This window comes from Halalkalibacter sp. APA_J-10(15), assembly GCF_023017105.1.
In the GTDB taxonomy this organism is placed as follows: domain Bacteria; phylum Bacillota; class Bacilli; order Bacillales; family Bacillaceae_D; genus Halalkalibacter.
In genome coordinates this window covers 47,578-68,484 of sequence record NZ_JALKEV010000013.1, presented here as the reverse complement: position 1 = coordinate 68,484, position 20,907 = coordinate 47,578, and the positions used below count along the sequence as shown (strand labels likewise).

The 20,907-nt window shown below is 38.1% G+C and carries 24 protein-coding genes and 1 riboswitch; of the genes, 18 read left to right on the top strand and 6 right to left on the bottom strand.

Annotated features, from left to right (window positions below; all coding sequences use genetic code 11):
* Window positions 1-91 precede the first annotated feature (91 nt).
* From MW695_RS15575 to MW695_RS15565, 3 genes are all read right to left on the bottom strand, one after another.
* Window positions 92-496 carry a secondary thiamine-phosphate synthase enzyme YjbQ gene (locus MW695_RS15575; RefSeq protein ID WP_247106252.1) on the bottom strand — a complete coding sequence of 135 codons (405 nt, stop codon included), beginning with the start codon at window positions 494-496 and terminating at the stop codon, window positions 92-94.
* A 217-nt stretch (window positions 497-713) separates the two neighbouring features.
* Window positions 714-1,034 carry a spore coat protein gene (locus MW695_RS15570; protein ID WP_247106251.1) on the bottom strand — a complete coding sequence of 107 codons (321 nt, stop codon included), beginning with the start codon at window positions 1,032-1,034 and terminating at the stop codon, window positions 714-716.
* A gap of 16 nt (window positions 1,035-1,050) precedes the next feature.
* Window positions 1,051-1,353 (bottom strand): hypothetical protein, encoded by a 303-nt coding sequence (locus MW695_RS15565; RefSeq protein WP_247106250.1) that lies wholly within the window; start codon window positions 1,351-1,353, stop codon window positions 1,051-1,053.
* Between the two features lie 181 nt (window positions 1,354-1,534).
* Between MW695_RS15565 and MW695_RS15560 the strand changes: the two genes are divergently transcribed.
* The 14 genes from MW695_RS15560 to MW695_RS15495 all read left to right on the top strand — a co-directional run bounded on the left by MW695_RS15560 (window position 1,535) and on the right by MW695_RS15495 (window position 13,750).
* A complete protein-coding gene (locus tag MW695_RS15560) occupies window positions 1,535-1,891 on the top strand; it encodes an arsenate reductase family protein (protein WP_247106249.1) in 357 nt (118 codons plus the stop codon).
* Window positions 1,892-1,957: 66 nt separating this feature from the next.
* Window positions 1,958-2,344 (top strand): glycine cleavage system protein GcvH, encoded by a 387-nt coding sequence (gene gcvH, locus MW695_RS15555; protein WP_247106248.1) that lies wholly within the window; start codon window positions 1,958-1,960, stop codon window positions 2,342-2,344.
* Between the two features lie 175 nt (window positions 2,345-2,519).
* Window positions 2,520-2,762, top strand: coding sequence for a YusG family protein (locus MW695_RS15550; RefSeq protein ID WP_247106247.1), 243 nt, complete (start codon window positions 2,520-2,522; stop codon window positions 2,760-2,762).
* A gap of 212 nt (window positions 2,763-2,974) precedes the next feature.
* Window positions 2,975-3,091: riboswitch (SAM riboswitch) on the top strand.
* Window positions 3,092-3,238: 147 nt separating this feature from the next.
* Window positions 3,239-4,264, top strand: coding sequence for a methionine ABC transporter ATP-binding protein (locus MW695_RS15545; protein WP_247106308.1), 1,026 nt, complete (start codon window positions 3,239-3,241; stop codon window positions 4,262-4,264).
* Complete coding sequence (locus MW695_RS15540; protein WP_373647200.1) at window positions 4,257-4,922, top strand: methionine ABC transporter permease; 666 nt, start codon at window positions 4,257-4,259, stop codon at window positions 4,920-4,922. Before MW695_RS15545 ends, MW695_RS15540 begins: the two co-directional genes overlap by 8 nt.
* Before the next feature lie 17 nt (window positions 4,923-4,939).
* Window positions 4,940-5,761: a MetQ/NlpA family ABC transporter substrate-binding protein gene (locus tag MW695_RS15535; protein ID WP_247106245.1), complete on the top strand. Its 822-nt coding sequence runs from the start codon at window positions 4,940-4,942 to the stop codon at window positions 5,759-5,761.
* A 470-nt stretch (window positions 5,762-6,231) separates the two neighbouring features.
* Window positions 6,232-6,621 (top strand): carboxymuconolactone decarboxylase family protein, encoded by a 390-nt coding sequence (locus tag MW695_RS15530; RefSeq protein WP_274169710.1) that lies wholly within the window; start codon window positions 6,232-6,234, stop codon window positions 6,619-6,621.
* A gap of 276 nt (window positions 6,622-6,897) precedes the next feature.
* On the top strand, window positions 6,898-7,683 hold the full coding sequence (gene sufC / locus MW695_RS15525; RefSeq protein ID WP_247106304.1) for a Fe-S cluster assembly ATPase SufC: 786 nt from the start codon (window positions 6,898-6,900) through the stop codon (window positions 7,681-7,683).
* A 37-nt stretch (window positions 7,684-7,720) separates the two neighbouring features.
* A complete protein-coding gene (gene sufD / locus MW695_RS15520; RefSeq protein WP_247106244.1) occupies window positions 7,721-9,028 on the top strand; it encodes a Fe-S cluster assembly protein SufD in 1,308 nt (435 codons plus the stop codon).
* Complete coding sequence (locus MW695_RS15515) at window positions 9,028-10,248, top strand: cysteine desulfurase (protein ID WP_247106243.1); 1,221 nt, start codon at window positions 9,028-9,030, stop codon at window positions 10,246-10,248. The genes sufD and MW695_RS15515 overlap by 1 nt, the downstream gene beginning before the upstream one ends.
* Window positions 10,238-10,672 carry a Fe-S cluster assembly sulfur transfer protein SufU gene (gene sufU, locus MW695_RS15510; RefSeq protein ID WP_247106242.1) on the top strand — a complete coding sequence of 145 codons (435 nt, stop codon included), beginning with the start codon at window positions 10,238-10,240 and terminating at the stop codon, window positions 10,670-10,672. Before MW695_RS15515 ends, sufU begins: the two co-directional genes overlap by 11 nt.
* A gap of 30 nt (window positions 10,673-10,702) precedes the next feature.
* Entirely contained in the window at window positions 10,703-12,100 is a 1,398-nt protein-coding gene (gene sufB / locus MW695_RS15505) for a Fe-S cluster assembly protein SufB (RefSeq protein ID WP_247106241.1), read from the top strand.
* A gap of 132 nt (window positions 12,101-12,232) precedes the next feature.
* The gene (locus MW695_RS15500; protein WP_247106240.1) at window positions 12,233-12,790 is read left to right on the top strand and encodes a hypothetical protein; all 558 of its coding nucleotides are present in this window, start codon (window positions 12,233-12,235) and stop codon (window positions 12,788-12,790) included.
* A gap of 180 nt (window positions 12,791-12,970) precedes the next feature.
* Window positions 12,971-13,750, top strand: coding sequence for a CPBP family intramembrane glutamic endopeptidase (locus tag MW695_RS15495; RefSeq protein ID WP_247106239.1), 780 nt, complete (start codon window positions 12,971-12,973; stop codon window positions 13,748-13,750).
* A gap of 267 nt (window positions 13,751-14,017) precedes the next feature.
* Here the strand turns inward: MW695_RS15495 and MW695_RS15490 are convergent, their stop codons facing one another.
* The 3 genes from MW695_RS15490 to MW695_RS15480 form a co-directional block, all read right to left on the bottom strand.
* Window positions 14,018-14,644 carry a TetR/AcrR family transcriptional regulator gene (locus MW695_RS15490; RefSeq protein WP_247106238.1) on the bottom strand — a complete coding sequence of 209 codons (627 nt, stop codon included), beginning with the start codon at window positions 14,642-14,644 and terminating at the stop codon, window positions 14,018-14,020.
* Complete coding sequence (locus MW695_RS15485) at window positions 14,616-15,329, bottom strand: AtpZ/AtpI family protein (RefSeq protein ID WP_247106237.1); 714 nt, start codon at window positions 15,327-15,329, stop codon at window positions 14,616-14,618. Before MW695_RS15485 ends, MW695_RS15490 begins: the two co-directional genes overlap by 29 nt.
* Before the next feature lie 136 nt (window positions 15,330-15,465).
* Window positions 15,466-16,542 carry a hypothetical protein gene (locus MW695_RS15480; protein ID WP_247106236.1) on the bottom strand — a complete coding sequence of 359 codons (1,077 nt, stop codon included), beginning with the start codon at window positions 16,540-16,542 and terminating at the stop codon, window positions 15,466-15,468.
* Between the two features lie 502 nt (window positions 16,543-17,044).
* Between MW695_RS15480 and MW695_RS15475 the strand changes: the two genes are divergently transcribed.
* The 4 genes from MW695_RS15475 (at window position 17,045) to MW695_RS15460 (ending at window position 20,907) form a co-directional block, all read left to right on the top strand.
* Window positions 17,045-17,884 carry a DUF72 domain-containing protein gene (locus MW695_RS15475; protein ID WP_247106235.1) on the top strand — a complete coding sequence of 280 codons (840 nt, stop codon included), beginning with the start codon at window positions 17,045-17,047 and terminating at the stop codon, window positions 17,882-17,884.
* Window positions 17,885-17,906: 22 nt separating this feature from the next.
* Window positions 17,907-19,274, top strand: coding sequence for a bifunctional metallophosphatase/5'-nucleotidase (locus MW695_RS15470; protein WP_247106234.1), 1,368 nt, complete (start codon window positions 17,907-17,909; stop codon window positions 19,272-19,274).
* A gap of 73 nt (window positions 19,275-19,347) precedes the next feature.
* Window positions 19,348-19,650 (top strand): YunC family protein, encoded by a 303-nt coding sequence (locus tag MW695_RS15465; protein WP_247106233.1) that lies wholly within the window; start codon window positions 19,348-19,350, stop codon window positions 19,648-19,650.
* Window positions 19,651-19,806: 156 nt separating this feature from the next.
* Complete coding sequence (locus MW695_RS15460; RefSeq protein ID WP_247106232.1) at window positions 19,807-20,907, top strand: HD-GYP domain-containing protein; 1,101 nt, start codon at window positions 19,807-19,809, stop codon at window positions 20,905-20,907.

The window sequence follows — 20,907 nt, the reverse complement described above, 5'->3', positions numbered from 1 at the left end:
TATGAGTGCACTGAAAAAGTTTGTGCTTTAACTTTTTCAGTGCACTTTTGTGTATGTTCTTTTGCTTAAATTTTTAATTGTGGATACTCACTCATCTAGCAGAAATGGCTTTTAAAGCGCATTTTCGTTGGCGAGGCCCATCAAACTCACAAAAATAGACTCCTTGCCATGTTCCGAGCAGTAATTGCCCATTTGAGACAATAATCGTTTGAGAGTGACCGACCGTACTTGTCTTTAGGTGAGAAGCAGTGTTTCCTTCCATATGACGATCCTTTGGGTGGTTCCATGGGTATACTTCATCTAGTCTCATAAGCATGTCTGTCTTTACATCAGGATCGGCATTTTCATTAACAGTAATTCCTGCTGTTGTATGTAAAGAGTTAACGATAATGATGCCATCCTGAAAGTTAATGGACCTGATCCAGTCTTGTATTCTGTGCGTGATTTCAACCATTTGATCACGAGCTTCTGTTTGAATATGTAGCGTGGTTTCCATTTTCTTCTCTCCTTTCGGTTATACTTAAGTCATATCAAAAGAAAAGCTTGCTTTCAAGTGGGGAATGATATTTCTCGGGAAATATCGACAACGCCAATGTGTGATTATAAAGGGCACTAAAAAATGTGGTTTATAACCATGTCCTCTGACGTTACCTTCTTATTATTTAGAAAAAGGTCTGTCCAAAGGATCGAATCCTAGGACAGACCTTTCACTTTTATTGATAAGGGAATTGTGTTTGGTATCCCGAAAATTGCTGGTATGCTTCTGAAAGCTTTTGTTGCTCAGCTGGTTCTAACGCATAAAATCCTTTTTTGAACATGATAGTATAAATATCACGTTGACAATTTTGGGTTTCGTTATAAATGGTAGAAATGTCTTGATAAAGCTGATCGTGACTTAATTCATTTAATGCAACCGTATAGGCGTTAGACATATATTTTTCCGTTGCTAATTGATCATTTATAAAGTCACGTTCAGACATTTGTGGTGTTTTTGGTACTTGCAGTTCAGGATTTTTAATTTTTTGTTGATTCATTTATTGGCCCTCCCTATTATTGAACCGGTATAGATTGCTGTTGATTTTGATTCGCATTCAAGTGAGTGAGTATTTTTTCGTAATGGCGTTGATGCATGGATCCGGCGTTTTCAAGGGCTTGAATAATGTCTTGGTCTTGACATTGCTGAGCGAAGAAATGAGCCTTTTTCATCGCAATTAAATTCCATGAAAGCATGTCTGTTAAATACAATTGATCCTTTGTTGAAATAATCGCTGGTGGTTGCTGCATAATAGCTTGATTTTGCTGATTTTGCTGATTTTGCTGGTTTTGTTGGTTTGAGATTTGTGTTTGCTGCATGTTGATCCTCCTTTGGGAATGCTGCATATCATGAAGCGTATCCAGTGGATACACACTTAGTTTTAAGAAAATGGCAATAGTCTATTCTAGTGAGAAGTTGTTAATAATGAAACATATTGGTTGTGGTTTTACATGAATTAAGCAATACTAAGGATGAATAAATGAGAAAGGAATGTTTGTGATGGCAATAACTTTTTATCATTATCCAAAGTGTGGAACTTGTCGAAAAGCTAAAAAATGGTTAGAGGAAAAAGGGATAGAAGTGAATGATGTACATATTGTCGAAAATCCACCGACTAAAGAAGAACTAAAAATCATGGTTGAAAATAGTGGACTAGAAATAAAGAAATTTTTTAATACAAGTGGAAAGAAATATCGTGAACTAAATGTAAAAGAGAAATTACCAACAATGACAGAAGATGAAGCGTTAGAATTGCTTGCTTCTGATGGAATGTTAATTAAGCGCCCGTTAACGACTGATCAAAAGAAAGTGACGGTTGGTTTTAAGGAGGACTTATTTGAACAAAATTGGAAATAAGTTGTTTTTCTTTTCAACAGCATCACGTTATACTAAAGAGCATAGATGAAAAGTAGGAGGTTAACCATGAGTCAATTACCAAAAGAGCTAACGTATTCGAAAGAGCACGTATGGGTGAAGAAAGAGAATGGTCAAGTTCGAATTGGGGTCACTCATTTTGCGCAGGAAGAGTTAGGGGATATTGTATTTGCTGAATTGCCTGAAGTGGGTGATGAACTGACAGCTAATGAGCCATTTGGGAATGTAGAGTCAGTGAAAACGGTTTCGGAGTTGTATGCTCCAATTAGTGGACAAGTCGTTGAAGTAAATGCAAATTTAGATGATTCACCAGAGCTTGTCAATGAATCTCCATACGAAAAAGCATGGATGCTTATTATCAAGCCAAGTAAAGAAGCGGAGCTAGATGAGCTTATGCAAGCGGAACAATATGAGGAAATGATTAGTCAAGAGTAGAAATGAACAATACAGAAGTTTCAAAGGATCTAGGTTAAATCTTTTGGAACCTCTTTTTTATATGAATTCGGAAGCACAGCCGACGTTTTTTAAATGATTTGCTTTTCGTTATGATAAGTTAGCTTACTCTGGGGAAGCTATACGTAACTTTTGTTATATATAAGGAGGTGCTTACGTGGAATTGGAATTTGTGAAGATTGATGTGACCAGTCAAGTGAAAGGTAAGTATGAAGATGGGAAGCTTAGCTTATACATGGGGGAAGCCAAGATTGGTCAAGTAATGGAAACAAACCAAGGCCTGCAGCATGAAATGGCTGAAGGTTTTGAATTTGACGCAGATAAAATATACAGATATGAAAATAAAAAGCCTAACGATGTTCAATCCTATGTAGAAAATTGTGATGAGGGCTGGTGCTAATAAAGGAGACAACGGTTTCTCTCATTGTATTTAATAGGCACTGATAAGGTTAAAAACCTTTATTAGTGCCTTCGTAATCCCTTATGGGTCATTAACATGTAAGGCTATTCACAAAATTGGCAAGAAATACTGATCAGCATTCATTGACAGCTGATTTTTTCCTATGCTATTATTCATAGGAGCTAAAAGATTAGTATTTTCATATAGTAAAACTCTTATTGCGAGAGGCGGAGGGACTGGCCCTACGATGCCCAGCAACCGATAAGGTGATAAATCATCTTATTAGGTGCTAAATCCTGCAAAGTGTTTACCACTTTGAAAGATGAGAGGAAGGACGAATGTATCATCCTTTCTGTCACGCACAGGAAGGATTTTTTTATTTTTAATAAATACGGTCTTTATATAAAGTATTATAAGAGGTTGTTCAAAAAGGGTGGCTATACCTTTTGATTGACCTCGAAGGGAAGTGGTTTTCGATGATTTCATTAAAAGGGATCAAGAAACGTTTTAATACGAAAAATGGACCCGTTCAAGCAGTGGACGGTGTCGATTTAACGATAGAGGAAGGTGAAATATTTGGTGTGATTGGCTATAGTGGGGCAGGTAAGAGCACACTGATCCGCATGCTAAATATGTTGGAAAGACCGACAGAAGGTAATGTCATTGTTGGAGAGCGTGATTTGTCCACTCTATCAGCAAAAGAATTGCGAAAGGCGCGTCAAGAAATTGGCATGATCTTTCAGCACTTTAACCTTCTATGGTCACGTACCGTACGAGAAAATATCGCTTTTCCTCTGGAAATTGCAGGTGTCGATAGAGCGCGAAGGAAAGAGCGAGTCGATGAATTAATCGAGCTTGTTGGACTTGAAGGTCGTGGAGATAGTTATCCTTCCCAATTGAGCGGTGGTCAAAAACAACGTGTCGGCATCGCGCGAGCATTAGCCAACAATCCAAGTGTGCTTTTGTGCGATGAAGCCACATCTGCTCTTGATCCGAAAACGACAGACTCGATTTTAGAGCTATTAGTTGATATTAATCAGAAGCTTGGTTTAACCATTATTTTAATTACTCATGAGATGCATGTGATTCGAAAAATTTGTCATCGGGTTGCCGTCATGGAAGAAGGACAAATTGTTGAAATGGGTCCTGTTCTAGACGTTTTTCGAAGACCACAGCAGAAAATGACAAAAGAATTTGTTAAACAAATTACCGAGCCAGAAGAGACCGTTGAGGCTTTAGCTTCCTTGGCGAGTGAACCAAATAGCCGAATGGTTCAATTAACGTTTGTTGGTGATGAAACAGAAAGCCCGCTTATTACGGAATTGATTCGAGCTTTTGATATTGAAGTAAACATTGTACAAGGTAAGATTACAAAGATTCAAAATGGTTCATATGGGACGTTGTTTGTTTCACTTAAAGGGGAAGAGCGCATAATCAATGATGCGATTGCCTTCATCAAAGAGAAGAAGGTTGATGTGGAGGTGATCAAGAATGATGAATGATCTTCTTGAGGAAATTAAAGTCGATCAATTATGGGAAGCAACTGTTGAAACAATTTACATGACAACGATCTCCGTTGCCGTTACATTTGTATTGGGAATCATACTTGGTCTTATATTATATGTGACGAGTAAGGGTGGCTTATGGGAGAATGCCATTATCCATTTTGTTTTTAGTACGATTGTCAATGTATTTCGATCAATTCCATTCATAATTTTACTTGTGCTTCTCATTCCATTTACAAGGGCAATGGTTGGGACGATGTTAGGTGCAAATGCAGCTTTGCCTGCGTTAATTATTGGTGCTGCACCTTTTTACGCTCGAATGGTAGAAATTGCTCTTAGGGAAATTGATAAAGGGGTTATTGAGGCTTCACAAGCAATGGGTGCGTCCTCTTTCACGATCGTTCGCAAAGTATTAATTCCAGAGGCGATGCCAGCTTTGATCTCAGGCATAACGGTTACAGCGATTGCTCTCGTTAGTTATACGGCAATGGCAGGTGTTATTGCTGCTGGAGGACTTGGTCACTTGGCTTATTTAGAAGGGTTTCAACGTAATAATAGTATGATTACATTGGTGGCAACAGTAGCCATCCTGATTATTGTCTTTATCATTCAATGGATCGGGGACTACTTTACACATAAAACAGACAAAAGATAAGAGTGGGGGAAAGAAAGATGAAAAAAGTAGCGGGTTTAATTGCAGCATTAGGATTATCAGTTACATTAGCAGCATGTGGAAATGGAGCAGATGAGGATTCGTTAGAAACGTTACGTGTCGGTGCGTCAGCTGTGCCACATACGGAAATATTAGAGGCTGCGGCTCCTATATTGGAGGAGAAAGGGATTGAGCTAGATATTACAACCTTTTCTGATTATATTCTGCCTAATGAAGCGTTACTGGAAAATGAAATTGATGTAAATTATTTTCAAACACCTGGGTATTTAGCTTCGCAAATGGATGAAAATGAGGCATATGATTTTGTTAGTATTGGTGAAATACATTATGAGCCAATTGGTGTGTATTCAAAAGAATATAGTAGTTTAGATGAACTTCCAGATGGTGCAACGATTATTATAAGTGATTCGATTAGTGACCATGGACGTATTTTACCGATTTTTGAGCGCGCTGGTTTAATTGAGCTTAATATTGAAGATGGCGAGCTTGCACGTGTGGAAAACATCGTATCGAATCCGAAAGACTTAAAATTTGATGAATATCAAGTCGAAGCAAGAATGTTAGCACCTTCATTTGAAAATGACGAAGGTGATGCGGTCGTTATCAATACGAACTATGCCCTTGAAGGTGGAGTTGATATTGATGCTTATGGAATTGCTTTCGAGGGTGAGGATGTTCTCCAGCCAAACCTATTAGTTGTTCGTGAAGGTAATGAAGAGGGTGAATTAGTTCAAGCCTTGTATGAAGTGTTAACTTCAGAGGAAATTCGCGAATTTATTTATGAACAATACGATGGAGCGGTTATTCCTGTTCAAAACTAAATCAATAGACACTAGAAATGAAGCCACTGAAAAAGCTAATTTGTACTTTTTCAGTGGCTTTGTAATTCCCACATTTTTTTGAGAAGATCGGACTTTTTCAATGGCCTAGCGGTAGCGGTCTTTTCTTCATTAAGTTGTGCTGCGACTTGATGGAACGTCATTCCGTTATTTCCTTTATACTGACTTTATTCCGGTTATTACGGATCCTCGTTCCGCTATTTGGCCATTTACGCTTCGTTTTGCTCTTCTTTTGGCATATTAGCGGAATGACGTTCCGTTTCTAATGCAAAAGTAGAATATTTGTCTATTTAACGGAATGAGGTTCCGCATGGCACAAGGAAAAGATCGTTTTTTTTTCGAGGGTCCTTTTTCAGAGGCCTTCCACATTCATTTTCTGGTACTTCTTTCGTATATCATACAACCTCCCTGTAAATAATACAGATGTTTAAAAGACTAGGAGGGATGATAAAATGGATCAGCAACAACAGCAGGACCAACAGGATCAAAGTCCAATTCAAATGGCGTTACAAGATTATAAAGAAGGAATAGGTGTATTTACGAAAAAAATGCCTACGATAGCGAAGAAATATAATGCATTTACAGAAGCATGCTTTGAAAAAGGCACGCTCTCGAAGAAGGAAAAACAGTTAATCGCCTTAGGGATTAGTATTTTTTCTCAAGATGAATATTGTATTATTTATCATACAAAAGGATGTTTAGATGAAGGATGCAAAGAGGATGAAATATTAGAAACGGTTGGTGTTTCAGCAGCATTTGGTGGTGGTGCAGCTATGAGCCAAGCAGTCACACTTGTTCAAGAAGCAATGAAAGAGCTAGGAGATAGCCAGCCTGTACAGTAAGAAATAGAAAAATAAGAGGATTCGATTTCGCTTGTGTTTACATTTTATGATAAAATAAAACAGAGTAGTGCCATCGGTGCTACTCTCTTTTCAATGTTTATAATAATAAAAAGATAAGGTGACAAGTTAAGATCAGTTGAGGGTGAATTCTTGAATTTTATCTAGATTTGTTATAAGATTGTAATGAGAATAAATTGAGAATCAATGAACAACAATCAATTACTTTTACTCGCTAACAATAACGAATTAGCGAAATACATTGGAGGTATGAGAATTATGTCAGCACCATTTTTGAAGATTGAAAATTTGCAAGTGTCTATTGAGGGAAAAGAAATCTTAAAAGATTTCAACCTTGAAATTAAAGGTGGCGAAATTCACGCTATCATGGGTCCAAACGGTACAGGTAAATCTACTCTTGCATCGGCTATTATGGGACATCCTAAGTATGAAATTACAAGTGGATCTGTTCATATGAACGGAGAAGATGTGCTAGAGATGGAAGTGGACGAGCGTGCTCAAGCAGGTTTGTTTTTAGCGATGCAATATCCAAGTGAAATTAGTGGGATTACGAATTCTGATTTCTTACGTTCCGCGATTAATTCGAAGCGTGAAGAAGGTGACGAAATTTCTTTAATGAAATTCATTCGTAAACTAGATGAAAAGATGGGTTTACTTGAAATGGATGAATCTTTCTCACACCGTTATTTAAATGAAGGATTTTCTGGTGGGGAGAAGAAGCGTAATGAAATTCTCCAACTGTTAATGCTAGAGCCACAAATTGCGATCCTTGATGAAATTGACTCAGGTTTAGATATTGACGCTTTAAAAGTCGTTTCAAAAGGTGTTAATGATATGCGTGGAGAAGAATTCGGCTGTTTAATTATTACACACTATCAACGTCTACTGAATTACATTAAGCCTGATAAGGTTCACGTGATGATGCAAGGTCGAATTGTCAAGTCTGGTGGATATGAATTAGCTGAACGTTTAGAGGCTGAAGGTTATGACTGGATTAAGACTGAGCTTGGCATTGAAGACGAGCGTGTGAATCAAGAAGCGTAAGAGATTGAAGAAATATACGTAAAAGGTGGGTATATGTATGTCAGTAGAGACGAAAATATTGATCGGAAAAGATCAAGTTCAGGCATTCTCTAAGAAGAGAAAGGAACCTCAATGGCTTGAGGAACTTCGTTTGAAAGGGTTAGAGCTTTCAGAAAAAACAGCTCTACCAAAGCCAGAAAAAACAAATATTAAAAATTGGAGCTTTCAAAAGGCTACATTTGATTTAGCTGAAAAAGAGGTTGTTTCAACCGTTAATGAGCTACCAGTTACTATAAAAGAACTTATAGATGAGGAAGCGAAGGAGCAAAATCTTCTCGTTCAACAAGATACGACAGCAGTATTTAAAAAGGTTTCGGATGAATTAGCTAATAAGGGTGTCATCTTCACAGACCTTCAAACAGCGGCCCAAGAGCATGCAGATAAATTGAAGCCATATTTCTTCGGTGAAGCTGTGAAGGCGGAAGAGAACCTACTTCTTGCACAACATGTATCGACCGTAAACGGTGGTGTGTTTATTTATGTTCCTCGCAATGTACATGTAGAAGTACCGTTACAAGCGATTTTTTCATTTGAGACAGCTGAGGCTTCATATAACAACCATGTAGTCGTAGTCGCTGAAGAGAACAGTACGGTGACATATGTTGAAAACTATGCTACACAGACAAACAGGGAAATGGTTGCGAATATTGTTGCAGAGGTATATGCAAAGCAAGGAGCGAAGGTAGCATTCGGTGCAGTTGATCATTTAAGCAGCAACGTGACAACCTATGTTGTTCGTAGAGGCCATGTTGAAAAGGATGCACGTATTGATTGGGCGCTAGGTCAAATGAATGATGGTGATACGATTTCTGAAAATACAACTCACCTTGTAGGAGACGGATCATGGACAGATACAAAGACTGTTTCCATTGGTCGTGGAGATCAAAAGCAGAATTTCACCACACAAATTTTCCATCATGGTAAGCATTCTGAAGGGCATATCCTAAAGCATGGTGTTATGCGTGAAGCTGCAACTTCGATCTTTAATGGTATTACGAAGATTGAACACGGTGCAACAAAATCAAATGGTGTTCAAACAGAGCGTGTTTTAATGTTAAGTGAAAAAGCACGTGGAGATGCCAACCCGATTTTATTAATTGATGAGGATGATGTAACAGCAGGCCACGCTGCTTCAGTTGGGCAGGTAGATCCACTCCAAATGTTCTACTTAATGAGTCGTGGTATTTCTCGTCAAGAAGCAGAGCGTCTTGTCATTCATGGCTTCTTAGCACCAGTTGTAGAACAGCTTCCGATTGAATCAGTAAAGCTACGCTTAAGAGAAGCAATTGAAGGGAAAGTTAAATAATGAATGCAAAAGAGATTAAGCAGCTGTTCCCGATACTGAACCAGGAAGTAAACGGCCACCCACTTGTTTACTTAGACAGCGCAGCAACATCTCAGAAGCCTGTTCAAGTCATCGAAGCGCTCGATCGCTATTACCGTGAGTATAACTCAAATGTTCACCGTGGCGTGCACACGCTCGGTACTCATGCAACGGATGGCTATGAAGGTGCACGTGAAAAAGTGCGTTCATTTATTAACGCTTCTTCAACTGCTGAGGTTATATTTACAAGAGGAACGACGACGGCGATTAACACGGTCGCTTCAAGCTATGGCAGGAGTCAATTAACGGAAGGCGATGAAATTGTCATTACCCCGATGGAGCACCATAGCAATATTATTCCATGGCAGCAGGTTGCAAAAGCAACTGGAGCGACGTTGAAATACGTGAAGCTCCATGCTGATGGCACAATTGATTTAAATGATCTTGAGGAAGTTATCACGACGAATACGAAGATCGTTTCTGTTATGCACGTATCGAATGTGTTAGGTGTTGTAAATCCTGTAAAAGAAATAGCTGAAATGGCCCACCGAAAAGATGCTATAATGATTGTAGATGGCGCACAAAGTGCACCACATTTAAATGTCGACGTACAAGATTTAAACTGTGACTTTTTCGCCTTCTCTGCGCATAAAATGTGTGGGCCGACTGGCATAGGAGTTCTTTATGGAAAGAAAGAGCTGCTAGAGAAGATGGAGCCAATTGAATTCGGTGGAGAAATGATTGATTTCGTTGGCCTACAGGATTCGACTTGGAAGGAGCTACCTTGGAAATTTGAAGGAGGCACACCAATAATTGCGGGAGCGATTGGATTAGGTGCAGCCATTGACTTTCTAGAGGAAATTGGTCTTGATGAGATTGCGCGACATGATCATGAGCTAGCTCAATATGCAGCAGAGCGTTTAACAGATATTGAAGGAATGGCCATTTACGGTCCGAAGCAACGTACAGGGCTTGTTACATTTAATATCGATGATGTGCATCCGCATGATGTTGCGACAGTACTAGATACGGAAGGGATTGCGGTTCGTGCAGGTCACCATTGTGCTCAACCATTAATGAAATGGTTAGATGTCACAGCAACAGCACGTGCGAGCTTCTATTTGTATAATACAAAAGAGGACATTGATGCACTTGTAGCAGGCTTAGTGAAAGCAAAGGAGTATTTTGGAGATGTCTTCTAATCTTGATACACTTTATAGACAGGTCATCATGGATCACTATAAAAACCCACGCAACCGTGGTGAATTTGATGGTGAGGCTGTAACAGTTAATATGAATAACCCAACATGTGGAGATCGTATTCAACTTCAGTTATTAATTGAAGACGGTAAGGTGAAAGATGCGAAATTCGAAGGTGAGGGTTGTTCGATTAGTCTCGCTTCTGCTTCGATGATGACACAGGCTGTAAAAGGCTTGGAGACAGAAGAGGCAGTAGCCATGGCTGATCTATTCTCTAACATGATGCTTGGCAATGAATATGATGAAGAGCGTTTTGACCTTGGTGACATTGAGGCACTGCAAGGAGTTACAAAATTCCCAGCACGTATTAAATGTGCAACTCTTGCTTGGAAAGCAATGGAAAAGGGAATAGAAGATAATAAGTAGTGTTTGATTATAAAATAAGGAGGGTTCAACATGGCGAAAAAAATGCCAGAAATCGGGGAATATAAATATGGATTTTCGGATCGTGACGTATCGATTTTTCGTTCAAAACGTGGTTTGACAAAAGAAATTGTTGAAGAAATTTCCCGAATGAAAGACGAACCACAATGGATGTTAGATTTCCGTTTGAAATCGTTAGAAACGTTCTACAGTATGCCAATGCCACAATGGGGCGGCGACTTAGGTGAGCTAAATTTTGATGATATTACGTACTATGTTAAGCCTTCAGAGAAGTCTGAGAAATCATGGGATGAAGTACCAGAGGAAATTAAGAATACTTTTGACAAACTTGGGATTCCAGAAGCGGAGCAAAAGTATTTAGCTGGGGTTTCAGCTCAATACGAATCAGAGGTTGTTTACCATAATATGAAGGAAGATCTTACAGAGCAAGGTATTCTTTTCACAGATACGGATACGGCCCTTAAAGAGCATGAGGACATTTTCAGAGAGCACTTTGGAAAAACAATTCCTCCTTCTGATAATAAGTTTGCGGCTTTAAACTCTGCAGTTTGGTCAGGTGGATCGTTCATTTACGTACCAAAAGGTGTGAAAACAGATACACCATTACAAGCTTACTTCCGAATTAACTCAGAAAACATGGGGCAATTTGAGCGTACGTTAATCATTGCTGATGAAGACAGCTCCGTTCACTATGTAGAAGGGTGTACAGCTCCTGTTTATTCAACAAACTCCCTTCATAGTGCGGTTGTCGAGATTATCGTTAAGAAGGATGCGTATTGCCGCTATACAACGATTCAAAACTGGGCACCAAATATTTACAATCTTGTAACGAAGCGCGCGGTTGCTGATGCAGGTGCAACAATGGAATGGGTTGACGGTAATATCGGTTCGAAGCTAACGATGAAATATCCAGCTGTTATTATGCGCGGTGAGGGAGCAAAAGGTACGATCCTTTCGATTGCGATTGCTGGTAAAGGCCAACATCAAGATGCTGGCGCGAAGGTCCATCATTTAGCACCGAATTGTTCATCGACGATTGTATCGAAGTCGATTTCCAAGCATGGTGGTAAAGTAACATACCGTGGAATTTGTCACTTTGGTCGTAAGTCAGAAGGTTCGAAGGCGAAGATCGAGTGTGACACGCTTATTATGGATAATGAATCAACTTCAGATACCATTCCATATAATGAAATTTTAAATAACAACATCACACTTGAGCATGAAGCGACGGTTTCAAAAGTATCAGAGGATCAATTATTCTATTTAATGAGCCGTGGTATTCCTGAGCAAGAAGCAGTTGAGATGATTGTAATGGGCTTCATTGAGCCATTTACGAAAGAACTTCCGATGGAATATGCGGTTGAGATGAATCGCCTGATTTCATTTGAGATGGAAGGTTCTATTGGATAACTTGTGATCGGTTCGTCACTATTAAAGAAATGCTTGATTAAGGATAATCCCTTATCAAGCATTTTTTTTGATAAAATACAGAGCTATAATGGAGAATGTAATGACAACTTTTTTCAAATAGTGTTATAAAAGATGAAAGGGAAAACCTTATCAAATGCTACAGCATATGCTAATCGTATCAATATGAGATACGGAGCGAAGTCTATGCTTTCAAAAAAACGTTCAAAAAGATATAGGTTTAGAGAGCCCATTCTCGATCATAATGGAGATGTGACAAAGGAAAGTATAAATGAACTTCAAACAAAATTAAATAAGGTTAATAATGGTGAGAAACTTGCACTAAGCTCTGCTGAATCAAAAGTTCTTACGGGGGTTTGGGTGCAATTTGTCGGAACCTTTATTGAAGCAATGGGCACAACGGAAGAACTCCAAGAGTTGAAAGAGGAAGAGGATCAAGAAGCTATTTTGCTTGAGCGTCAAGCGGTAGTAGCTATATGGTTACAAACAATTGGTTCAGGTTTATCGGCTTTTGGCTATAGTCTTGAAGTTTCTAGAGACGAAGAGAAAGAAATTCAAGGGAGAAAACTAGGTATCATTGGTTCGTGGTTTGAAGCGTATGGTTTAGCGGTAGAAGCTATTGTCGAGACAGCCTTATTGAAAGCTGATATTGAAGAGCAAGTCCCGTTTTAATTTGAAGATGTCTAAAGAAAAATATAGGTTTTGTAAAGGTTGAATGTTTAGGTTGTGTAGTCATCATGATGCTGTTATGTTTAATTCTATAGGCATGGCTCTACCTTAGATATGGTTATTGCCTCATATTATGTTAAAAACAAAAAGCAATCAAATAGATATGAGATGAGGCGAATGATGATGAACAATCTTTATAGAATTTGCGTGTTCCTTTTTCTAGTTGTGTTAAGCTATGTTCCATTTGTATTGAATGAAGTTTTGTTTGTAATTGTTGCCATTCTCTTCTTTCCACTTACCCATTATTTAGTTCGCTTAGTAGGTTATGGTGGACTAAATCAGTTAGGACTGCGATTTCACAAGAGGTGGGGTAGGAATCTTGCTTTAGGATTTATAGTAGGTTTATCCTTCAATTTAGTTTTATTTGTAGTGATTTATCTATTCATGGGTAATCGAATTCAGGGAGTAATCTCTGTTAATGAGATGTTGGTCGTGATCGTTTTTGCCCTTGTTACAACTAGTTATACTGCTTTTGCTGAAGAATTATTAATGAGAGGATTTATATATCGGAGCTTACAAGGTCTATTCACAATCAAGTTCATATTGCTATTTTCAATAGTATTGTTTGTTGCGTATCATTTGCCAAACTGGGGCTTACCGCTCCCTTATTGGATTAGGTATGCGTTAATGGGAGCGGTTTTTTTTATCGTCATGTGGAAATCAGGTTCATTATGGATGAGTATAGGTCTTCATTGGGGTGGTAATTTTATGTTTTATCTTCTGCTCACAAGCCATGGATTATTTCCATTATCGACTGTTCTTTTTACTCAGGATAGCTTAAAAGGGTGGCTTGGAGTAGTGGCCGCATTGCTCTTGTTAATGACGATTATTATATTTCTAAAATTATCTAAGGGTAATCGGAATGTGGAAAAAGGTTTAAGTAACCCTCTTCCATTGCCTTAGTCAGTCTGGAATAATCAGCACTATAGATTTCCTTTTAGACTTATTTTACCAATTACCCCCTAATTAAGGGGTTGATTGAGCGATGTTTTTTCTTTTTCCAAAAGTAATTTCAACTTCTTTGAATTTCATTTTAAATTTGCGATTTTGACTCTACAGCTCTCAAAGAGCTGTCCAAACAGCCTTTGGGCTATTGAAAATTGTAACCTGAGTTAACAATAGTAATGCTAATCATACCTGGCATTAAACTGAACACGTAAAGACACCGTGTTAGTATACTTTCAATGCTTGATTAACAATGTTTACAAGTTCCCTTCCGTAAGTTTCTAGATCTACTTTTTTTGTAATATCAGCATTAAACATATACTCCCCAATTGCTCCTTGAATCATATTGGCCATGACATCTATGTTAAACTTCCCAAATTCCCCTTTTGTTTGTCCATTATGCAAGATTAATCGAAGTTCATTCATGACCGGGTCTTCATCTTCATCGTTACCTAACTTATAATACGGGATATTATTGGGTGTTCTAGCATTAAAGATAATTTCTACCAGAGCTGTATTACGTGCAGGGTGCGTACCTTGATAAGCTAGACTTGCCATAATAAAGGTCTTTATCTTCTCATGATTCGTACTTTCCCTATGTACTCTCTCCAAAATGTAGGTTGTTGAACTTTCTAGCAAATTTGTTAGCAAATGATTCATCAAATCGCTTTTATCTACAAAGTGATAAGAAATCAGTGCTGTGCTAATCCCGGCCTTTTTTGCGATTTGTGCAAGACTGGCTTTTAGGTAACCAATATCATCTAGTGTTTTGATCGCCGCATTTATAATTTGTTCACGTCTTGCTTCAGCGATAAATGACTGTTTACCTCCCTTTTTTTGAACTTCCGTCATTAACCTCACCTCTAACTGTTTCTCTTACATACTGGCGTTTACCTTCATCACGAATAACAATTCCATTATCAGCTAAATCTTTTCGAAGGTTCTTAGCTTCTACTTTCTCTTCATTCTTTAAAGTTCGTTCCCTTGCTGACAGCAGGGCATTGACATGTGCAGGAAAGTCCGGGTGGTCAGCTACCCAACGCTGATATTGATTCTCGAAAGGATCTTTATCTTTCCATGGATACCTATGTTGTTTAAAAGCCTCTGATACTAGCTTTTTCTTCGATTCAGGCTGTCCTCGGAACAATTCATTGCCTTCGGTGCCTAAGAAGACAAGATCTTTTCCCTCCATGTAAATAGCAGAAGTGTCTGTTTTATGAATAGTATTTACACTCTCTTTGTAATTCAGTTTCACTTCTTCATCTGTGATAGTTATTTTCAGAGTTTCACTAAAGGCATAAAATACAAAGAATATTCCAGCAATCACACCTAAAAAGACTCCTATAACCGAAACCCATTGGCTTTCCAATGTAGCAATCCATTCAAGTACTCCTCCAAAAGGAATAAAAGGTATCTTGATTGCCCATCCGGCAATAGCAGGTATAAACCAACCCAGTAATGCTCCAAGAATTGGTGGCACAATAATAAGTATAGCTTTTTCACCATTTGATAAACCCAAGACTGTTCCATTATTCATGATTCTTCTCCTCCAATTCAAAATAGATGAAAGCAATTTATTGATTCGTTGATTAATTTCATAGTAGATTAACCAATTCAGTCCCGATTACGCCAATTTTTACTTTATTCTACCGGGAATATTGGTTAGCACTTCGCTAATCATGTCCTTTTTTGTGTATGACATATATGCCATAAAGGATTAGCACAATTGCACCTAATAAGAAAGTTGTGTTTCCAATTAGTTTATCAGATGACGGTACATTTCCGAGAGGCTGGATAAGAAAAGCAATCCAAGTTCTCGTCAAAATCGCTCCACCTGCTAAAGCAAGATGGTGCATGGAATTCCATCCTTTTTGCTTTGACCAAACTAAAATCAAATAACCAAGCAATGATAATGACATCATTCTTAATATGACACCTGGCCACTCCATCATAAAATCCGAGGAAGCCCCTAGTAAAACTGCTAATAATTCAATAATAGTGTGCATACTTAGCAGGAAGAGCGTCACAGTTCCAACAAAAAAAGGATGGGGAGCTGTTTTTTCAATACGTGTCAGGTTGTGTTTTCCAACAGTAAACGAAGTAATTATCAAAGCAATAACAATGATTCCAGTAACAAAGAATTGCGTTACTGATGGAAGAAATTGGTCCATTGTCATCTGATCTTGAAAAATGAACAGAGAAGCAAGTAAGTATAGAATGATGATAATAGTCAAATTTACATTACTTAACCACGGATACTTTTTACGATTTGGAAAGAATATCTCCATGATCACGATGGGAATCATAATACTCCAAATGACGTGTCCACTTATAAAATCAACTGCTTGGTATGCACTAATACCTAGAAAGGAAATATAAGTCGGATCACGTAATTCTTGCCAATAATCGATGTTCTGGAATGCCGGATTGAATAACCCATGATCGATCATACCTGCTTGAAATAAGCCAAATGCAAAAGCAAGAATAGTCATTGTTAGTAAGCCAAGACCAGCACGACGCGTAAATTCCCGTATAATTAATGCTGCACCACCGTACAATGGTCCAAAAAATATTAAATATAGGAACATTAACCCAAAATCCCCTGTTACATCAAGGTACCCTATAATGTACTCTGCAGTAAATGGTGCAAATAATAGTAATCCGAGTACTGGTAGGAAATGTGTCTTGTATGTAACAAATCCAGACTCATTTTTTACTTGTGTGAGCGTTTCAGAGTTTCTATTTTCCATTGTTTCCTCCAAATTATTAAAGGAATGATATATATATTGACTGTTTAATCATTTTATTGATTGTTCGATCAAATTTTAGCATAAGAGAAATGTACAGTCAATACAACAAATATTTTTACGGTGGTAAAAGGTGTATTACAAAATATTATTTAACTCTAATGTTTCAGTTTTTAGTGACACATCTGAAATGAATATTATGTTGCATGAGCAAAAAATGTTTCAGGTTTATCAGCTTATGGCTATAGTCTTGAAGTTTCTAGAGAGGAAGAGAAAGGAATTCAAGAGGAAAAAATTGGTTTCATTGGTGTGATTTGAAGCGTAAGTTTAACGGTAGAAGCTACTGTTGAGACAATCTTATTGAAAGCTGTATTAAAGAAAGATAAAGTCCTGTTTTAAATAAATGATACACTGACTTAAAGCAAGGATATGACTCGTTTGTTTTGAATAGGAATGGTATGATAGGAGTATTCAATTTTTATGTTAATACAGGAGGAGCATGACAATGATTTATATTGGCCTTGCTGGTTGGGGAGACCACTATTCATTGTATAAAGGTGAAACAGGGGCAAAGTTGCAAACGTATGCAGGGCATTTTCCTATTGTTGAGTTGGATTCAGCTTTTTATGCGATTCAACCGAAACGAAATATGGATAAGTGGGTGGCCGAAACTCCTGAGCGTTTTCAATTCATCGTCAAGGCTTATCAAGGGATGACAGGACACCAGAAGGGATGCGACCCTTATGAAACAAAAGAAGAAATGTTTGAGGCGTTTCGCTTATCGATTGAACCATTACAGAAAGCTGGTAAGCTAGCGATGGTGCTTTGTCAATTCCCACCTTGGTTTGATTGTAAAAAGGAGCATGTTCAATACTTACGGTATATGAAGCAAGAGCTTCGCGATTTGCCAGCTGCTTTAGAATTTCGTAATCAAACATGGTTTACCGAGGAGATGAAAGATAAGACATTAGCATTTATGCGTCAAGAGAAGTGGATACATAGTATTTGTGACGAACCACAAGCTGGAATTGGCTCCATCCCAACTGTTGTTGCAAGTACACATAATGAAAAGACGTTAATTCGGATGCATGGTCGTAATGTTCACGGATGGAATGATCCTGGAAATGGGAAGTGGCGCGACGTGCGTTATTTGTATCGCTATCGAACAGAAGAATTAGAAGAGTGGGCTCATTTTACGAAGCAACTCAACTCGAAGGATGTGTATGTTGTATTTAATAATAACTCTGGTGGAGATGCAGCAGATAATGCGGCGCAATTTATAGATATGCTACATATTGAGTACGAAGGGCTAGCACCAAAACAGCTTGATCTCTTTGGTGAGTAATAGGTAAATTGGAGAGGGTAAGATGAAAGAAAAACAAGTACGTCTTTTTCATACGAATGATATACATAGTGGATTTAATTATTGGTCAGGCATAGTTGCTCATATAAAAGCAAATCGCGATTCTAATACATTGTATGTGGATATAGGTGACCATGCAGATCGAAGTCACCCAATTACTGAGGCTACGCTAGGAAAGGGAAATGTGGCATTATTAAACGAATCTGGAGTCGATTATGCAACTATTGGAAATAATGAAGGGATCACATTTTCATATGAACAGTTAAATGAGATGTATAACCAGTCTCATTTTCAAGTGTTATTAGCCAATCTAGTTGACCAATCTAACCGAAATCCTAATTGGTGTAAACCTTATGATATTTGTACATTAGAGAATGGTGTGAAGGTTGGTTTTATTGGCGTAACTGCACCATTTGAACTTTTTTATGGACAGTTAGGTTGGAAGGTTCTCCCCCCAATTGAAGCTATATTAAAATGGTTGCCTATTTTACAAGAGGAAGCAGATGTAATTGTACTTTTATCTCATTTAGGATTACGATCTGATCGTGAGCTTGCTAAAAGCATTGAAGGACTTGATGTGATTATAGGTGGGCATACACATCATGTACTAGAAGAAGGAGAAGTCATCAATGAAACATTAATTGCACAAGCAGGAAAGCATGGTGCCTATCTAGGCGAGGTGGACCTTGTCCTTGATTTTGATCAGCATACGATTGTTAGCAAACGCGCGTGCCTTCACCCTGGTCAGAATCTGTTAACAACAGATGATAAGTCTGATGCTTGTCTAGAGAATTTAGCAGAACAGGCACAGCAACAATTAGTACAAGTTGTCACGACTTTGCCGAACAGTTATGAAGTCAATTGGTTTGAGGAAACAGAAATCGTAACGAGACTATGTGAGGCATTAGCCAAATGGTGTGGACAGACGATAGGGATGATTAATGCGGGAGTTATTTTACATTCTTTAAGAAGTGGTAATATTTCTAAGGCAGACATTTTAAGTGCTTGTCCCCACCCCATTAATCCTTGTGTTGTTCAACTGTCAGGAAAGGCACTTAAAGAAGTGATCATACGTGGGGAATCAAATGAAATACAAGAATTAGCGTTAAAGGGCTTTGGTTTTCGGGGAGAAATATTAGGTAAAACCATCTTTACAGGCTTATCGTATGACTGCGAGTTAGGTGAGGTTCATTCAATTGAAGTTCATGGAGAACCGTTAAATGCTCATGACATTTATTCCATTGCAACTTTGGATATGTACACCTTTGGCCATTTGTTCCCAGCGATCTCAGAAGCGAAGGAGAAGGTTTATTTCATGCCAGAAGTCTTAAGAGATGTATTTGAAGTAGCTTTGAAGGAAATTGGGTCTTAGTAATGCTCACATAAGTAGATGATCATTCATACCGTACTATAGAACGTGATATGAATGAAAGGATGTGGGTCTTATGCTAGAGATGACACCCATTCAAATTAATGATCAGACGTTTATTGCCGTGACGCTAAAGCTTCCTAAAACTAATTTCATGGCTGTGACGAATGATGTCGGATATATTATGTGTGGTGCATTAGATGTTGCTTTATTAAATGATAAATTAAAGGATCGAAAAATTGTGGCAGGGCGTGCTGTCGGGGTTCGAACAATTGAACAATTATTGGAAGCTCCACTTGAATCTGTGACATTAGAAGCGGAACAGCTTGGAATTACTACTGGTGAAATAGGGAGAGAAGCCCTATTGAAAATGAAATAAACGTCGAAAAGTGTAAGGGGATGGAATTTTATCGTTATTTCCTTGCGCTTTTCTTTTTTTTTCGTCAAATACTTTCCTAAAACTAAGGACGAGTAGACTAGAAATGATGTAAACTAAAGAATGAATAATGGTAAAATATAAAAGGGGTAGTACATCATGAGACTAGTTTCTACTCAGGCAGTAACAGAAGGGGATATTTTAGCTAAAACGATACATAATGATAATGGACAAGTTCTCCTTCAAGAGGGCATTTCTTTGTCTAGTCGAATGATTGGTCGTTTACATGAACTCGGTATTTCGTTTATATATATAAAGGATGATCGAACGGCTGATATTGAAATTGAAGAGACGATACAACGAGAGACAAAACAAAAAGCAATCAAAACAATAAAAAAAGAATTTCGTGTTGTTTCAGAAAAATCGACATTAAACAAAGCGTTCAGTAGTCCGCAAATGAATAAACATTTTAGCAAAGTTATTGATGAAATATTAAATGATTTAAACAGCCATAAACAAGCATTATCGATTTTATCTGATGTCATCACATATGATAACTATGTTTTTACTCATTCCTTAAATGTAACGGTTTATACGTTGAGGCTTGCTCTTGAATTAGACTATAATGAGAAGCAGCTTAAAGAGATTGGACTTGGAGCGATCCTACATGATGTGGGGAAAATGATGATCCCGATAGAAATATTGAATAAGCCTGGTAAATTAACGGATGAAGAATTTAGTATGATTAAAGCTCATACGAATGAAGGCTTTGAGTATTTGCGTAAGCAACATGATGTACCTTTGCTTGCTGCTCATTGTGCGTTTCAACATCACGAACGTCTAGATGGATCTGGATATCCACGAGGAATTCAACGTAATGAAATACACGAGTATGCAAAGCTGATTGCTATTGCAGATGTATTTGATGCCATTACATCACAACGAGTCTATCGTCAAGCAATGCTACCAAATGAGGCATTGGAATTATTGTATGCAGGAGCTGGTACTCAGTTTGACCGAAGTTTGGTTGAAGCTTTTAGGAGTGTGGTTGCATTGTATCCAGAAGGGCTTTCTGTTACGCTGAGTGATGGCAGAGAAGGTATTGTCGTTAAGCAAAATCAAAATTTAACGACGCACCCGGTCGTGCGTATTATAAGAGAAAATGGATGTGATCTTCAAGGTTGTTATGATCTGGATTTAGCGAAACGATTAGATGTGACGATTGTGAAGATTGAATCAATATTAGCAAACACTGTTTAG

Bases quoted from the DNA above. Each gene is read 5' to 3' on its own strand.
- MW695_RS15575 (WP_247106252.1), bottom strand. From the start codon at position 496: ATGGAAACCACGCTACATATTCAAACAGAAGCTCGTGATCAAATGGTT.
- MW695_RS15570 (WP_247106251.1), bottom strand. From the start codon at position 1,034: ATGAATCAACAAAAAATTAAAAATCCTGAACTGCAAGTACCAAAAACA.
- MW695_RS15565 (WP_247106250.1), bottom strand. From the start codon at position 1,353: ATGCAGCAAACACAAATCTCAAACCAACAAAACCAGCAAAATCAGCAA.
- MW695_RS15560 (WP_247106249.1), top strand. From the start codon at position 1,535: ATGGCAATAACTTTTTATCATTATCCAAAGTGTGGAACTTGTCGAAAA.
- gcvH (WP_247106248.1), top strand. From the start codon at position 1,958: ATGAGTCAATTACCAAAAGAGCTAACGTATTCGAAAGAGCACGTATGG.
- MW695_RS15545 (WP_247106308.1), top strand. From the start codon at position 3,239: ATGATTTCATTAAAAGGGATCAAGAAACGTTTTAATACGAAAAATGGA.
- MW695_RS15540 (WP_373647200.1), top strand. From the start codon at position 4,257: ATGAATGATCTTCTTGAGGAAATTAAAGTCGATCAATTATGGGAAGCA.
- MW695_RS15535 (WP_247106245.1), top strand. From the start codon at position 4,940: ATGAAAAAAGTAGCGGGTTTAATTGCAGCATTAGGATTATCAGTTACA.
- MW695_RS15530 (WP_274169710.1), top strand. From the start codon at position 6,232: ATGGATCAGCAACAACAGCAGGACCAACAGGATCAAAGTCCAATTCAA.
- sufC (WP_247106304.1), top strand. From the start codon at position 6,898: ATGTCAGCACCATTTTTGAAGATTGAAAATTTGCAAGTGTCTATTGAG.
- sufD (WP_247106244.1), top strand. From the start codon at position 7,721: ATGTCAGTAGAGACGAAAATATTGATCGGAAAAGATCAAGTTCAGGCA.
- MW695_RS15515 (WP_247106243.1), top strand. From the start codon at position 9,028: ATGAATGCAAAAGAGATTAAGCAGCTGTTCCCGATACTGAACCAGGAA.
- sufU (WP_247106242.1), top strand. From the start codon at position 10,238: ATGTCTTCTAATCTTGATACACTTTATAGACAGGTCATCATGGATCAC.
- sufB (WP_247106241.1), top strand. From the start codon at position 10,703: ATGGCGAAAAAAATGCCAGAAATCGGGGAATATAAATATGGATTTTCG.
- MW695_RS15500 (WP_247106240.1), top strand. From the start codon at position 12,233: ATGAAAGGGAAAACCTTATCAAATGCTACAGCATATGCTAATCGTATC.
- MW695_RS15495 (WP_247106239.1), top strand. From the start codon at position 12,971: ATGAACAATCTTTATAGAATTTGCGTGTTCCTTTTTCTAGTTGTGTTA.
- MW695_RS15490 (WP_247106238.1), bottom strand. From the start codon at position 14,644: ATGACGGAAGTTCAAAAAAAGGGAGGTAAACAGTCATTTATCGCTGAA.
- MW695_RS15485 (WP_247106237.1), bottom strand. From the start codon at position 15,329: ATGAATAATGGAACAGTCTTGGGTTTATCAAATGGTGAAAAAGCTATA.
- MW695_RS15480 (WP_247106236.1), bottom strand. From the start codon at position 16,542: ATGGAAAATAGAAACTCTGAAACGCTCACACAAGTAAAAAATGAGTCT.
- MW695_RS15475 (WP_247106235.1), top strand. From the start codon at position 17,045: ATGATTTATATTGGCCTTGCTGGTTGGGGAGACCACTATTCATTGTAT.
- MW695_RS15470 (WP_247106234.1), top strand. From the start codon at position 17,907: ATGAAAGAAAAACAAGTACGTCTTTTTCATACGAATGATATACATAGT.
- MW695_RS15465 (WP_247106233.1), top strand. From the start codon at position 19,348: ATGCTAGAGATGACACCCATTCAAATTAATGATCAGACGTTTATTGCC.
- MW695_RS15460 (WP_247106232.1), top strand. From the start codon at position 19,807: ATGAGACTAGTTTCTACTCAGGCAGTAACAGAAGGGGATATTTTAGCT.